Source organism: Campylobacter curvus (assembly GCF_013372125.1).
GTDB lineage: Bacteria > Campylobacterota > Campylobacteria > Campylobacterales > Campylobacteraceae > Campylobacter_A > Campylobacter_A curvus.
The window spans coordinates 1,614,067-1,628,130 of record NZ_CP053826.1; the positions used below are offsets into that span (position 1 = coordinate 1,614,067).

Here is a 14,064-nt window from a genome sequence, read left to right on the forward strand (position 1 = left end):
GATAAAAAAATGAATTTTAAACAAATGCAAATAGTGATAAAAGTAGCCGAGGAAAAGAGCTTTACAAAGGCTGCAAGAAAGCTTAAAATTTCTCAGCCGACACTTAGCAAAAGCATTTTAAGTTTAGAAAAGCAGCTTGGTGTGACATTATTTAATCGTTCACAGTCTCCTATAAGCCTTACCGATGCAGGAGAAATGTATTATAAAAAAACGAAATCCATACTTGAAATTTATAACGATTTGATGACTCAATTAAATAAATATTCCAATATAAAAACGATAAATAGCATCAATATAGGCATTTCTCAGTTCGCTTACGCTCTAATGTCGGATATTTTGCCCAAAATTTATAAAAAATTTCTAAGTGCAAATATCAAAATAAAACAAGTAAATTCGACATTAGAAGTCAAAAAGATGTTACTTGATGGCGATATCGATATCGGATTTTTAGTTTTGCCGACAAATTTAGACGGACTTAAATATAAGGCTATAAAAGAGCAAAACATGGTTTTGGCGATGTCTAAATCACACCCGCTCGTACAAAATTTCAAAACTTTAATAGATAAAAACAAGAAAATTTCTATAACGAATTTAAGAAACGAAAAATTTATAATACCAAATCAGGTACATAAAACCTGTCCAACATATAATGAAATTTTTAAGAATTTTGACTTTTTACCAAATATTTTTTGCGAGAGTGACACGCTAGACATTACAAGCGACATGATAGCCTCAAATATCGGCATATCTTTCATGTTACCTCAATCAATAAAAGAAAGCAGAAAAGCCGACATAATTACTTTTGATATCGATGAACCACTGCTTAAAAGAACGCTCGTACTGGCGTATAAAAAAGACAAAAAGCTTTCGCGTATCGAGAAAGAATTTTTAGATATCGCCCTGCAAAAGGGATGATCAGCGTATATTGAGGCTACCGGCCGGTGTATCTATGCTAGACTCGTTATCATCGTTAAATGGCGGCCCCTTAGTCAGCAAAGTCGTGATCTCGGAGGCGGTTTTGGGATCCATTTTTGCCATGACGGTCGAAATTTTCTTTGGCTCTAGCGCATACATGATGCTAGCGGCCTGTGCGCGGCTCATCTGTGAGAGCACGTCCGCGGCGGCTTGATCTTTCATTTTGGAGTAGGACTCATTGACTTTATCGGTCGTCATCGTGCGAAGCTGGGTCAAAATTTTATCGTTTTTAGCCACTTGATCGTCTATCTCTTTACGCTTTTGCTCCAGCGTTTTCATGGTCGCGTTTATGTCGGCTTCTTTTTGAGCGAGCTTTTTTAGCCCCTCTTCGTAGGCTGCTTGCGCGCTGGCACGAAACGCTTCCAGCGCTTGACGCTGCTCGTCGATGACCTCGAGCTCTTTTAGAATTTCATCTTTCCTGGCTTCAAAAATTTGCGTGCAATCAACCGGAACATCATACGCAAAAGCAAAATTTAAAACAAGCAAAAATGCAAGCAATCTACGCATCTACGGCCTTATCTTTGGTGGCAAATTTTATGACCGCAAACTCATCAAGCGCTAAGGACTCGGCTCTTTCGATACGCTTTATCTCACGCTTGAAGTCCTCTTTTTCAAGGTATTTCATCTTCTCATACTCTAAATTCGCGTTTTTATACTGATGCTCGAAGTGAGCCACCTCTTTTTTGGCAAGCTCGAGCTGCTCTTTATATGAAGCAAGCTCATCTCGCATAATCTTTAAAAGCTCCAAATCCCCTTTTAGATCGTTTGCATTGCCGCTTTTTGGCAGATCAAACTCATCTAGCTTGCCTCGAACCGCCTTGAGGCTAGCCTCCAGCCTTCGCACATTTAGCCGCGATGCGACGAGTCTCACTTCGATTTTGTCCATCATCTGCTTTTTGACGCGGACGACGCTGGAAAATTTGCTCTTCATCTAATGATAGTATCACTTCTTTCAGGGCTTGTCGATATCAGTCCCACCTTTACACCAGTCAGCTCTTCGATGCGCTCTATGTAGTGTTTGGCATTTTTTGGCAGGTCGTCATACCTTGTCACGCCTTTGACACTATCCCAGCCCTCGAGATCCTCGTAGATCGGAGTGACATTTTCAAGATCGGTCGGGACGTAGTCTATCGTCTCGCCGTTGTATTGATAGGCTTTGCAAATTTTAACCACCTCAAAGCCGTCTAGCACGTCAAGCTTCATTAGCGCGTATTTATCGACCGCATCGAGTCTTGAAGCGTATTTTACGCTGACTGCATCAAACCAGCCGCATCTCCTGCGCCTACCTGTCGTAGTGCCAAATTCTTTACCGACCTCACACATTTTATCTCCGTCGCTACCCTTATCCTCGGTAGGGAACGGCCCAAAACCCACGCGAGTCGTATAGGCTTTGATGACGCCGATGACTTCGCCTATCTCTTTTGGGTTTAGTCCAAGTCCGGTGCAAGCGCCGGCACTTATGGTATTTGAGCTGGTGACGTATGGATACGTGCCGTGATCGATGTCAAGCAATGTGCCTTGAGCGCCTTCTAGCAGCACTTTCTTACCATCGTCAAGTGCCTTCCAAACGAGCCTTGTAGTATTCGTGATATACGGAGCCAGCGCCTCTTTGTATCGTTTCAGCTCCTCTAAAAGCTCGTCGTGATTTGGGATCTTCACTCCAAGCGCGTTAAATAGGCTTTTGTTCATCTCAAAGTCGCTCATCAAGGCCTCGCAAAGCCTCTCAGGCTCGAGCAGTTCGCCCACTCTATGACCGCTGCGACTTATTTTATCCGCATACGTAGGCCCTATGCCTTTGCCTGTAGTCCCGATGGCTTTATCGCCTTTTAGACGCTCTTTGGCCTGATCTATCAAGCCGTGATGAGTCAAATTCAAATGCGCCCTGTCGCTTATATAAAATCTGCCCTCAAGATGGTCAAACTGCGCCATCTCGTCTATCAAAACATCAGGACTGACGACGACGCCGTTACCGATGACGTTTACGATATTTTTGTGTAAAATTCCGCTTGGTATGAGGTGCATAGCATATCTCACGCCATCGACCCATATCGTATGACCCGCGTTATGACCGCCTTGCGAACGACAGATCATATCGTAGTTAAGCCCCAGCATATCGACTATCTTGCCCTTGCCTTCATCGCCCCATTGAACGCCTACTACTAAATCCGCTTTCCTCATCTTGTATCCTTAGATTAATTTGATTGTTCTATCAACGCATCGGTATAAACCGCAAAGCCACTGCTTGAAATGCCGTCTATCTCATAGTTTCCGCCGCCTGCCAATATGGCGTTGGCGCTTAAAAATCTAAAAAACAGCTTATCGTAATATCTCATTTTCGAGTAATATAGCGGAACTATTCTTAAATTTTTATATTTCAACGAATTTGCAAGCTCTTTTAAACTTTCAAGCGGCGCTTTCAACTCACCTGGCACGAGAGGTATCATCTCGCTAAGCTCGCCAGGGGTCTTTAATAACGCCAAACGGCTCAGCCAAGCGACATCTTGAGCTAAAATTTGCTCTATCTGCCCCTTTTCAAAAATTTCGATCGGCAAATTTAAAATTTTGCACACCGCACGCGGGATCTCTATATTGCTAAGCTGCAAAAACGCTTCAAATTTCAGCTCCTCCAGTAGCTGCGCGACGATCTTTACGCTCTTTGAAACGTCGCTTTCACCGATCAGCTCGGCTCCGATCTGATAGATCTCCGAGCTTGGATAGCGGAAAACCGGCTGGATGTAAAACCATCTTTTGTTGATGTCGCCCTTTAGCCTCCTTAGCACGATACGCACGACATCGACGGTGCTATCGGCACGCAGGCTTATTTGGTGGTTTGCACTATCGCTGAAGCGCAGCAGCTGCGTGGCATTGACGCTAAGGTGCTGATGATACGAGAAAAACGGCGTCACTATCTCGCTAAAGCCCTCGTTTTCTAAAATTTCGCTCGCCTTTTGCTCGATGCGCCTTTTTAGCTTCGCGCTTTTGCCAAAATAAAGCCGACTACCCACCGGGATCTCATGCTCATAAACGTTTAAATTTTGTATATTTTCACTCATTCATATCCTTTAAAATTTCATCGCACATCGCGTTTGCTTCGTTTGCTAGCCTAAGCGCCTCGTCTTTGCTTTGAGCGCTTAAAGCCCGCTTTAACAAAGCGCAAATTCGCTCGTATGGATTTTGACTTCGTATCTTTTTAACTATCTCGTCTTTTATGTCCTCGTTTAAATTTTCCTCGTTTTGCAGCCACGAGACGATCTCAAGAGCGCACTCTTTTAGCTCTACGCACTCTTTTAGTCGCTCAAACTGCGCATCATCGATATGACGCTTTAGATCTAGCCCATCAATGCCCTTAAATTCATACCTTAGCGCCTCGTCCAGTCTAAGCGGCTTTGTGAAAAAGTTACCCTGAAAGCACTCAAACCCAAATCCGCATAAAATTTCAAGCGTCTTTTTATCCTCGATGTTCTTGATCGTCGCCTTAAGACCAAAAACATCCGAGATCTGCTTTATCATGCGTAGCGTCATTATCGAAGCCTTAGAGTCAAAGGCCTGACGCGAGAGCTGTTTATCTACCTTAAAACGCTCGACTTTAAGCATCCCGAGGGCTTCAAAAGAGCTCGAATGCGACGCAAAGTCATCAAGCACGAAACGCACGCCAAAGCGCTTGTATCTTTGCAGCGCCTTTTGAGCCGGCTGTAGGTCTTTTACAGCGTTAGCGTCGACTATATCGATGACGAGCTCGCCAAAATTTAGCCTTTTATCGGCATTTGCCAGCTCTTTAAATTTCGCGAAAAATTCATCCGAACAAAGCTGCTCGATATTTAAATTCACGCAAGCTTTGGCGTCTTTGCCGTTTTTGCTCCATAAAATTTGCGCTTCAAGCGCCTTTTTGATAGAAAAAAGCGCGATATCGTCGATGATGTATTGCTTTTTGATAAGTGGCAAAAAGTCGTCCGGATAGATGACGCGCCCCTCGCTTTGCCACCTGATGAGTGCCTCGTAGCTTAAAATTTTGCCCATTTTGATGTCGATCTCGGGCTGATATTCGAGGAAAATTTCATCGTCTCTAAGCGCTTTTAGTATCTTTGAGGCCTCTTCGTATTGGTTTTTAAAATTCCTATCCTTGCTCGCGTCAAACACATAGTATCGATTTTTCCCGCCAAGCTTTGCTTGATACATCGCCCAGTCTGCTTGCTCGAGTAGGTTTTCAGCGCTTGTTTGCGCTAAGCTTGCCATACTAACGCCTATGCTCGCACTGATTTGAAGCTTCACGTTTTCATACCAGACCTCGCTTGAGGCGATGCGTAGCATATTTTGCACGATCTCATAAACTTCGCCCGCGTTTTTATAGACGATGATGGCCACAAACTCGTCTCCACCGATACGCGCAAACATATCCCTCTCGTCAAAGAGCCTATCGATGCCGCTTGAAATTTCAGTCAAAAATTTATCTCCGGCCTGATGACCGTATGTGTCGTTTATACCCTTAAATCCGTCCATATCAAGATAGGCGATCGCGATATGCTTGTCGTTTTTGCCTATCATGTCCTCAAGCTTGCGCGTGAATAAAATTCTATTTGGCAGTCTGGTGAGCGGATCGTGATAGGCGATGTATTCGAGGTAGTCTTGATTTGACTCGATATCGTTTATATTTGAGACCAGCAAAACGTAGCAAAAAAGCCCTCCTTGCACGTCATTTAGCGGTGCTAGGCGCGCCAGCTCGAATCTATTCTCGCCGTTTTTGTTTTTATTTAAAATTTTACTCTGCCAAAAGCCGCCTTTGGCCGCCTTCGTCATATCCTGCGTGAGGCCGCTTAGACCGGGCTTTATGAAAGCTACGTCTTTGGCTAAAATTTCATCTCTCTCGTAGCCGCACATCTGACAAAACGCGTCGTTCGCGTCTATGATCTTAAGATCGGCGCTTAAAGTAGCCACGCCCTCTTTGGCGTAAGAAAACAGCTTGCAAAGCAGATCTTGATAGATGAGGGCTTGATTTTGCTGAGTCAAATTTTTAAACGCACCCTTGATCAGACACGCTTCGCCGTTTTCGTCAAATTCTAAAGCCCGCGCCCTCACGCCGATATAAACTGCGCTTTTATCCTTAGCGTGAAATTTCAACTCGCCAAAATAGACGCTCTCATCAAACCTCATGCCTTCAAAAAGCTGCTCGAAACTCGCGTAGCTACCTGCCAGCAAGGCCTTAAAACGCTTGAAATCAAGCACTCCAAGCTCGTTTGCGTCGTTAAAGCCTAGCATCTTTGCAAATCCATCGTCTACCTGCATGACACCGCTTGTTTTACTCCATGAAAAGACGACTGCTTCGCTCGCCCAGAGTATGTTTTTAAAGCTTTTTTGATCGGCGTCGTATCTTTCTTGAAGCTTTGCAAGATCGCTTAGATCGCTAAAAGAGTAGACGATCTTGTCAAATTCGTTCTCCTCGTTTAGGATAAATTTCACATAAACCTTAAAAGGCGTCTTTTGGCCGCCTCTGCCGGTCATTTTTACGATAAAATCAAGCGTCTCTTTGCTACCATCTCCCATCACGAAGAGCTTTTTGGCGACCTCTATGGCATTTATAAATTCATTGAGATTCTCGCCGCAGACAAGCGCTCTTAGATCGATAGGCACGTCATCTTTTATGTTAAATACCAAATTTGCGTTATTTGTGCTTTGAGTGATGATGAAAGGCTCGTCTTTTTGGGCGATCATGATGACGCTAGGAGAGACGAACATATAGTTTTTGATGATCTCGTCGTTCCTGCTCGCGTTTTGCTCGTCAGTGATGTCTTTGGCAACGACGAAATTTAGCCTTTGTCCCTTTAGCTCTATGGGCGAGTCCATGACGCTTATGTCTCTTATCTGCCCGTTTTTGAACACGGCTTTTAGCTTAAAGGGCTTGCCGTTTTCGATGGCCTCTCTTCTGTAATAGACCATATCGCTGAAGCTAGAATACACGAGGTCTTTTATATTTAAATTTAGTATCTGTTCGCGCGTGTAGCCGGTTGCTTTTAGTAGGTTGCTGCTGACATCGACTATATCGCCCGTGTATGCGTCGTAGACCAGGATATTTAAAGAGCCCTGCTCGAACACATAGCCAAACCTGCTTTTGTAGCTCTCAAGGGCTAAATTCGCCTCGTCTATCTTTTCATAAAGCGCTTCTACGCTTTCATTTATCTCCTCAAGCTCGCTTACGGCAAATTTAGTATCTGCCTTTTTGCTCCGATTTCTTAAAAACTCCAGTATGTCTTGCAGCGGGGCCGATATATTTTTTTTAGTAAATGCCGTGTCCTTGATCCAAAGCAGCACAAAAGCCGCGAAACAAAATATCGATACGGCCAAAAGTAGGCATTGAGCTAAAATTTCATTATTTTTAGTAGAGCCGGTGATGACGAAAATTTCATAATCCTTCATATAATCGATCACTTCAAGGCTCATATCCGTTGGCGAAAATATCGTCTTGCTCTCGCCAAATTCATCTCCTAGACTAAGATATTTTATGTATTTACTTCGTTTGAAAAATCTACTGAATTCATCGCTTAAGAGGTTGCCGTTTTTATCACACAAAAAGGCGATATCGCTGCTTTGACTGATGGCGTTGCTTATACTGACGCTTAAAAGTTTTAAATTTAACTCCACGATCAATCTTTTGCCGTGATCCAATCTAAAAGCCGCATATATCGCCTCGGCTCGTCCGCCCTTATACGCGCGGCTAGAGACCATGAAAGGCTTTTTAGCAAGCGCATCGAGCCAAGGAAGATCGAAATTTTTAAGCTCGTGAGCGCCTGTAAATTCGCGCGAGTAACGCAGAGTGGAGTTCGCATCTACGATATAAACGGCATTGTATAGTTCGCTCAAGCTCGCATCGCTCATGGCTGCTTCTTCGCTCAAAAGACCGCTATCTATCTTTTGAGCCCTTACGTAAAGGTCGTTTTGGATGATATCTAAATTTCGCCTAATAGAGCTTTGGATGTTTGAATTTAGGGTGCTCACCTCGTATCTGACGTCGCTTTTTGCAGCGCTATATATAAACGATGCGAGGGCTAAAAAGGCGAGTAAAGCGAGTAAATTTTTAGCGTGAAAATTTTTGATTATCCAAGAGCTAGGTCTGCTTTTTTTATTTTGTAGCATAGACTCCGAAACCTTGTTGTTAAACTTAAGCTTTAAGCGAGGATTTTAGCGAAATTTTGCTTGTTTTAGCTTATAGGGGTTTTTAAGGCTTTAAATTTATGAGATTTTGACCGAGTTTGCGCTCATTTACGGTGCCGACTACGCTGGTCATCTCGTATCCTGCCTCTTTTAGGCGCTTTAGCGCTTTTTGGGTATCGTTTGCGTCTACGGCCAGAAGCAGACCGCCCGAAGTTTGCGCGTCAAATAGCAGTATATCGGCGTCATTTGCGTCTATGTTTAAAAATTTAGCGCAAAATTCTAGGTTTTTATAGCTTCCAGCTGGTAGTAGCCCTATCGACGCGACTTCGCGTGCACTGGCTAAAATAGGTACATCACGAGTAAAAATTTCAAAGCTTATATCATCTCGCCCCATTTCGCTAAGATGCCCCAAAAAGCCAAACCCCGTGACATCAGTCGCGGCATTTACTCTTATGCCTTCCATCGCGCCCACGGCATAAAAATTTAGCTGAGACATATACCCCGCAGCCTCTTTTATCTGCTCTAAATTTAGCATATCGGCCTTTATCGCGGTACTTAAAGCTCCCATGCCAAGCGGCTTTGTAAGAATGAGCGTATCGCCAGCCTTAGAGGTATAGTTAGCCCAAAATTTCTTAGGATGCACTTGGCCTGTGACGCTAAGTCCGTAGTACATCTCCGGTGTAGCGATACTGTGACCACCGACGATGACGCCACCGCACTCGCGCACTTTGCTAAGCCCGCCTTGCATGATCTGGCTTAAAATTTCATCATCAAGGTTGCAACTGTCAAAGCCCACGATATTTAGCGCGTTTATGACCTGTGCGCCCATCGCGAATACATCGCTTAGCGAGTTTGCCGCGGCGATCTGTCCATAAAGATACGGATCGTCAACGACCGGAGTGATGAAGTCAAGCGTTTGCACGAGTGCGAGGTCGTCAGTCAGTTTAAAAACGCTCGCATCTTCGTTGGTATCGGTCCTGGTGAGTAGATCCGGGTGCGACAAATTCAGTCCGCCAATACTTTTGTGTAGACCCGCCGGGTCAAGTTTGGCAGCTCAACCCGCAGCGCGGACGAATTTTGTCAGCTTTTTGTTCGTGTAAATCACAACTTTATCTCGTCATATTTGCTTAAAATTTCAGCCACTTCATAAGCGTTGGTCATCTCGCCAATGCTTAGTTTATCGACAAGCCCGTAAGCCTCCAAGCAGCTACCGCAAGAAAATATCTTGACTCCGAGGCTTTCAAGGTCGCGAAGCGGCTTGAAGCTAGGATGAGATCTGTCGGTAGTCATTTTGACGGCCGTATTCACGCAGACTACGGCGTAAGGTTTGTTGTCGATCTGAGCAAATCCGCCTAAAAATTTTGATAGTAGCACCTCGCCTACGGCTCCGCTGCCGGCGCGATCCTCGTTTAGATATATGACCTTTTTAGCGTTTTTACCGATCGGCTCGCAGACATATTTGCTAGCGTCGATCTGTTCGTTTATTTCGCCGCTTTTAATAGCCTTGATGACGTATTCGCCGCCACCAAGCTCTTCTCGTTTGAAATTTTGTCCTTGTGAGGCCAGGAATTTCGAGACGTTTTCAAAAGAAGCCACGGAATTTAGTAAAATTTCAAGCTCTTCGCCCTCTTTTAGTCCGCCGATAGCGTTTTTGGTTTTGATGACAGGCTCTGGACAAGCCAAATTTCTGCAGTCTAGTTGCATGTTTTTCCTTTATGTTTTCGTTTTTCAAACCTTGAAACTTGCCGTGATTATATCCAAAAAAATTTTAAATTTTGCTCTTTTTTGGCGCTAGTAATGGCGCTAAATGATGAAAATTTAGCGGCTTTGACTAGTCGTTTTATTCGTTTGCTTTGGCTTTTTGCTTATCCAAAAACAGCTCCTTAAAGCGCTTATTTGCATACTCTTCAATATCATACTGAAGCTGTTTATAAGCGTTTATAAGCTCATAAGCACGAGGATTTAGCGTAGTGCCGGCGTCCTCTTTGCCTCCTCGCTTCGTGTTTACCAGCTCTTCGTCTAAATTTTGAGCCAAAATTTTTAGATGCGTCCAGCATTTTTTGTAGTTCATGCCCAAAATTTCAGCTGCTTTGGCTATGGAGCCAACTTGCGCTATGACTTCAAGCACCTGCGTTTTGCCCTTTCCAAACAGCAGCTCCCCCTTCGCTGTTTTCTATCCAGGTCTTCGTCTTTACTATCATTTTCTCCCCTTTGTCCGAAAATAAAAGGTATACGACAATCTAGAGCGAATTTTACGCCATTTTTTATAAATTTTAGCTCTTTTACACGAAAATATCGATATTTTATCATGACAGCTTCGCAAATTTCACTCGCTTCAGGGGTGATCGATATCTAAAAAATAAGCAGCATTCGAGCAAAGCAGTATCTGTGATAAAGATGAAGCTATCTTGTAAATCGTCGCTTCTAGAGTTTGAACTACGCGATTAAGATAGTAAAAATTTTTAAATAAAAACGATAAAAAAGAAAGGCTTCGCCCGTATAGACGAAGCCTGGAATTTAGCTTAGTTTGTTATAGACTTTTTCGTAGTCTGATACCGGGATCTTATTTTTAGCTATAAGCTCTTGATACCAGTAGTGGTGAAGCACATAAACTTCTTCTTCTTCCTTGTAGCCGTTGATCATCGACCAAATAGCCCCATGGATCGCGATAGCCGCCATGTAGATATGCACCAGGAAAAAGACCGCACACACGATGCCAAGCACATTGTGGATCAAAACGCTCCATCGAAGGATATTTATCTGCGCCGTTCCAACCCAAGTAGAAACGTTTGGCGTCGAAAAATCAAGAAAATACATAGCCGCACCGGTTGCTATCATGACCAAGCCGCCAGGTATCGCTACCCAGTACCACGCCTTTTGTCCGGCGTTAAATTTACCTGCTGGCACAGGGCGCTTTTTCTTTGAAAGATAGCCGCCTACGATCAGCATCCATCTGATGTCATATATAGTCGGCAGCATCCTTCTAGTCCAAAGAAGTAGCATCGGGCTGATAGAGATCGCAAACAAAACCGTAGCAAAAACGTGTAAATTTTGCATAGTATCAACAAAAGTTCCACCGCCAAATGTGCTACCCCACATCATTATGATACCAGTCGGCACGAGCACTATCCACGAGATCGCAGCCATACCGTGAGCGATCCTTTCTATCATGCTAAAGGCGTAAACCTTTTTGCCGTCGTGGCTGAAGTGCTTTGGTCCGATTATCAAAAAATGCAAGGTAAATGCACAAATAACCGCCAAAATAAGCATTACAACGCCGTAAGCGAAGTAGTCGTTCCCCTGAATAAAAGTAAAAATCGGCCCAAGCCCGTCTTCATAAGGCTTGATATTCTCGATCCTCGCCGCCGCCCAGACATTGCTGTCGTACTGGTTAGTTCCCGTTGGCATTTCATGGGCAAAAAGGCTCATCATACAGGAGATAAAAGCAAAAAATACTCTCATACTCTGTCCTTTGTAAATAGCGATCTTTCAAGTCGGAGATTATTTAATGTCTTTGCATTACATGATCTTGCGCTGACCGAACTCGACAAATCTTGCGTATTATATCAGATGTTACCACAAGTAAATCTTTAGTAAAAAATGTTACTTTGTAAATTTAATTTAAACTTAATTTCGCCTTTTGTATTCGTCGTAGCCGAATTTTCTTAAAATTTCGATCTCGCCATTTTCCTTCAAAAGTAGCAGATCAGGCAGTTTTATACCGTTAAAAGTTGTGTTTTTCACGATCGTGTAGTGTATCTGATCCTCAAAGATGACCTTGTCGCCGATCTTTAGAGGCTCGTTAAATTTATAGTCCGCATTTCCGGCATCTTGCCCTACGATATCGCCGGCTAGGCAGGTATTTCCGCCAAATCGGTAACTAAATTTACCGCTCCTGCTTTCGCCACGCACCGCCGGACGATAGGGCATCAAGATCGTATCTGGCATATGCGCTTCGGCCGAGGTGTCAAGGATCGCGATATTTTTCTCGTTTTCCACGATGTCAAGCACGCTAGCTATCAAAAATCCGGTCTGCCAGCCTACCGCTTCACCGGGCTCCAAATAAACCTCTACGCCATATCTCTCGCGGAAATTTTTGATCAAATTTATCAAAAGCTGGACGTTATAATCGGCCCTTGTGATGTGATGTCCGCCGCCAAAATTTACCCATTTCATCTTTGAAATTTCAGAGCCGAATTTCTCCTCAAAGCTCATCAATACGGTCTCCAGACTCTCCGCACTCTCCTCGCAAAGTGCGTGAAAATGTAGCCCCTCGATACCATCAAGACTGTCGAATTTGTCTAAATTCGCCCTCGTGATGCCAAGACGGCTAAATCTCGCGCAAGGATTATACGCGTCTGTCGGCGAGGCCGAGCTTCCGGGATTTATGCGAAGCCCGCACGAGACGCCGCTAGCAAGGGCTTTGTCTTTAAATTTACGCCATTGATTTAGCGAGTTGAAGACTACGTGCCTTGAAAGGCTTAAAATCTCATCTATCTCTTCGTCCTTAAACGCCGGCGAATAGGTGTGTATCTCGCCTTTTATGAAATCCTTTGCAAATTTCGCCTCATATAGCCCGCTAGCCGTCGCTCCGTCGAGATAACGGCTGATCATATCCATCACGCCGCTTAGCGCAAAGCCCTTGAGGGCGACTAAAATTTTAGCCCCGCTCTCGTCTTTGACGTGCTTTAAAAGCTCTAAATTTGCGCGAAGTTTCGCCTCCTCGCAAACGTAAGCCGGGGTTTTGATATCGTTTAAAATTTCGTTCATTATCCACTTTCTCTCATAAAAATAGAAAATAAGTATATCTAAATTTTTTTTTAAGTAAAATCAAGAAAAATTTTTAATAATGAGGGTAAATTTATGGTCGAAGTCGAGTTTTTAGGACCGATAAAATTTGAAAATATCAAGCTTGAGGCGTCAAATTTAGGCGAGCTAAAAGATGCACTCAAAGGCTTTAACGAGCTTGATCTCAAAGAGTGGCTGCAAATCTGTGCCGTAGCCGTGAATGACGAAGTGGTGACGTCACTCGAGACACCGCTGAAAGACGGGGATAAAATTTCGATCTTGCCGCCGGTTTGCGGAGGCTAAAATGGAAATTTACGAAGGAAGCCTCGATGTAAAAGCGATCACGAACCGCTGGTACGACGAATTTAAAGATAAAAACTGCGGCGCGCTCATCACTTTTGTGGGTATCGTGCGCGAAGAGGACGGCATCAGCGCGCTAAGCTTTGACATCTATGAGCCCATTTTAGAGAAGTGGCTAAAAGGCTGGGAGCAAAAGGCGGCGGCGCAAGGCGCGTGGGTGCTCTTTGCTCACTCAAAGGGCGATGTGGCAGTGCATACGAGCTCCTATGTCGCAGGGGTCGTGAGCCCGCAGCGAAAGGTCGCACTCGCGCTCATAAACGACTTTGTCGAGGACTTCAAAGCAAACGCGCCCATCTGGAAATACGACGTCGTGGGCGGCGAGCGAATTTACGCCAAAGAGCGCAGCCACATGATAAAAGGGGCTGGGATCTTAGCCTAAAGCAGCAAAGCTAAGCCCGCCAAGCTGGCTTTAAATTTAATGGCTCTGTTATAATAAATCATTGACACTTGCTTTGCTTCTGCTTTGCAGTTGCGAACGAAGTGAAGCAAAAACCTTGCTCACTCCAGGAGCGACCTAGCACAGACGCAAACAGCGTTTATGCGGGAGCGAGTAGCCGAACATATAGCACGATTTTTTGCTTCGTTGCACTCGCCACTCGCAACTGCAAGCAGACCGCGGCCAGCTACCGCCTCCCTGTCCTCGTAGCGAAGTCTCGTTACGAGTGCGTAGCACGAAGTAAAAATCGGCGGCGATAGCGTCGCTTCACAAGGTTTTTACTCGAATGCTGTTCGCATTCTCCTGCTTTGAAAGCTGAAAATCAATGAAATATTGTAACAGAAGCCTTTATATAAAATAAC

General features: G+C 44.3%; 12 protein-coding genes and 1 pseudogene. 3 read left to right on the forward strand and 10 right to left on the reverse strand.

Annotation, left to right across the window (positions count from 1 at the left end; genetic code table 11):
* The first annotated feature begins 9 nt into the window (after positions 1-9).
* Entirely contained in the window at positions 10-915 is a 906-nt protein-coding gene (locus CCVT_RS07945; protein WP_009650901.1) for a LysR family transcriptional regulator, read from the forward strand.
* On the opposite strand, the gene CCVT_RS07950 is transcribed toward CCVT_RS07945, so the two are convergent.
* The 10 genes and pseudogenes from CCVT_RS07950 to nspC all read right to left on the reverse strand — a co-directional run bounded on the left by CCVT_RS07950 (position 916) and on the right by nspC (position 12,888).
* On the reverse strand, positions 916-1,482 hold the full coding sequence (locus CCVT_RS07950; protein ID WP_018136030.1) for a MotE family protein: 567 nt from the start codon (positions 1,480-1,482) through the stop codon (positions 916-918). It abuts the gene before it with no gap.
* The gene (locus tag CCVT_RS07955) at positions 1,475-1,861 is read right to left on the reverse strand and encodes a flagellar export protein FliJ (RefSeq protein WP_227898158.1); all 387 of its coding nucleotides are present in this window, start codon (positions 1,859-1,861) and stop codon (positions 1,475-1,477) included. The genes CCVT_RS07950 and CCVT_RS07955 overlap by 8 nt, the downstream gene beginning before the upstream one ends.
* Positions 1,862-1,902: 41 nt before the next feature.
* A complete protein-coding gene (locus tag CCVT_RS07960) occupies positions 1,903-3,153 on the reverse strand; it encodes an adenylosuccinate synthase (protein ID WP_018136028.1) in 1,251 nt (416 codons plus the stop codon).
* 14 nt (positions 3,154-3,167) lie between these two features.
* Positions 3,168-4,028 carry an ATP phosphoribosyltransferase regulatory subunit gene (locus CCVT_RS07965; RefSeq protein WP_018136027.1) on the reverse strand — a complete coding sequence of 287 codons (861 nt, stop codon included), beginning with the start codon at positions 4,026-4,028 and terminating at the stop codon, positions 3,168-3,170.
* The gene (locus CCVT_RS07970) at positions 4,021-8,100 is read right to left on the reverse strand and encodes an EAL domain-containing protein (protein ID WP_018136026.1); all 4,080 of its coding nucleotides are present in this window, start codon (positions 8,098-8,100) and stop codon (positions 4,021-4,023) included. The genes CCVT_RS07965 and CCVT_RS07970 overlap by 8 nt, the downstream gene beginning before the upstream one ends.
* An 82-nt stretch (positions 8,101-8,182) precedes the next feature.
* Positions 8,183-9,223: a selenide, water dikinase SelD gene (selD, locus tag CCVT_RS07975; RefSeq protein ID WP_081605501.1), complete on the reverse strand. Its 1,041-nt coding sequence runs from the start codon at positions 9,221-9,223 to the stop codon at positions 8,183-8,185.
* A complete protein-coding gene (gene yedF / locus CCVT_RS07980) occupies positions 9,220-9,822 on the reverse strand; it encodes a sulfurtransferase-like selenium metabolism protein YedF (protein WP_018136024.1) in 603 nt (200 codons plus the stop codon). Before yedF ends, selD begins: the two co-directional genes overlap by 4 nt.
* A 136-nt stretch (positions 9,823-9,958) precedes the next feature.
* Positions 9,959-10,331 (reverse strand): annotated as a pseudogene (locus CCVT_RS07985) (winged helix-turn-helix domain-containing protein); the annotation flags it as partial.
* Positions 10,332-10,635: 304 nt separating this feature from the next.
* Entirely contained in the window at positions 10,636-11,580 is a 945-nt protein-coding gene (locus CCVT_RS07990; RefSeq protein ID WP_018136022.1) for a formate dehydrogenase subunit gamma, read from the reverse strand.
* 165 nt (positions 11,581-11,745) lie between these two features.
* Positions 11,746-12,888: a carboxynorspermidine decarboxylase gene (gene nspC, locus CCVT_RS07995; RefSeq protein WP_018136021.1), complete on the reverse strand. Its 1,143-nt coding sequence runs from the start codon at positions 12,886-12,888 to the stop codon at positions 11,746-11,748.
* Positions 12,889-12,981: 93 nt separating this feature from the next.
* On the opposite strand from nspC, the gene CCVT_RS08000 reads away from it, so the two are divergent.
* On the forward strand, positions 12,982-13,209 hold the full coding sequence (locus CCVT_RS08000; RefSeq protein WP_018136020.1) for a MoaD/ThiS family protein: 228 nt from the start codon (positions 12,982-12,984) through the stop codon (positions 13,207-13,209).
* A gap of 1 nt (position 13,210) precedes the next feature.
* Positions 13,211-13,645 (forward strand): molybdopterin synthase catalytic subunit, encoded by a 435-nt coding sequence (locus CCVT_RS08005; RefSeq protein WP_018136019.1) that lies wholly within the window; start codon positions 13,211-13,213, stop codon positions 13,643-13,645.
* Positions 13,646-14,064: the final 419 nt, after the last annotated feature.

What these genes read in the sequence shown, in the direction of transcription:
- CCVT_RS07945 (WP_009650901.1), top strand. Translation starts at nt 10, where the DNA reads ATGAATTTTAAACAAATGCAAATAGTGATAAAAGTAGCCGAGGAAAAG.
- CCVT_RS07950 (WP_018136030.1), bottom strand. Translation starts at nt 1,482, where the DNA reads ATGCGTAGATTGCTTGCATTTTTGCTTGTTTTAAATTTTGCTTTTGCG.
- yedF (WP_018136024.1), bottom strand. Translation starts at nt 9,822, where the DNA reads ATGCAACTAGACTGCAGAAATTTGGCTTGTCCAGAGCCTGTCATCAAA.
- CCVT_RS07970 (WP_018136026.1), bottom strand. Translation starts at nt 8,100, where the DNA reads ATGCTACAAAATAAAAAAAGCAGACCTAGCTCTTGGATAATCAAAAAT.
- nspC (WP_018136021.1), bottom strand. Translation starts at nt 12,888, where the DNA reads ATGAACGAAATTTTAAACGATATCAAAACCCCGGCTTACGTTTGCGAG.
- CCVT_RS08000 (WP_018136020.1), top strand. Translation starts at nt 12,982, where the DNA reads ATGGTCGAAGTCGAGTTTTTAGGACCGATAAAATTTGAAAATATCAAG.
- CCVT_RS07960 (WP_018136028.1), bottom strand. Translation starts at nt 3,153, where the DNA reads ATGAGGAAAGCGGATTTAGTAGTAGGCGTTCAATGGGGCGATGAAGGC.
- CCVT_RS07990 (WP_018136022.1), bottom strand. Translation starts at nt 11,580, where the DNA reads ATGAGAGTATTTTTTGCTTTTATCTCCTGTATGATGAGCCTTTTTGCC.
- CCVT_RS07955 (WP_227898158.1), bottom strand. Translation starts at nt 1,861, where the DNA reads ATGGACAAAATCGAAGTGAGACTCGTCGCATCGCGGCTAAATGTGCGA.
- CCVT_RS07965 (WP_018136027.1), bottom strand. Translation starts at nt 4,028, where the DNA reads ATGAGTGAAAATATACAAAATTTAAACGTTTATGAGCATGAGATCCCG.
- CCVT_RS08005 (WP_018136019.1), top strand. Translation starts at nt 13,211, where the DNA reads ATGGAAATTTACGAAGGAAGCCTCGATGTAAAAGCGATCACGAACCGC.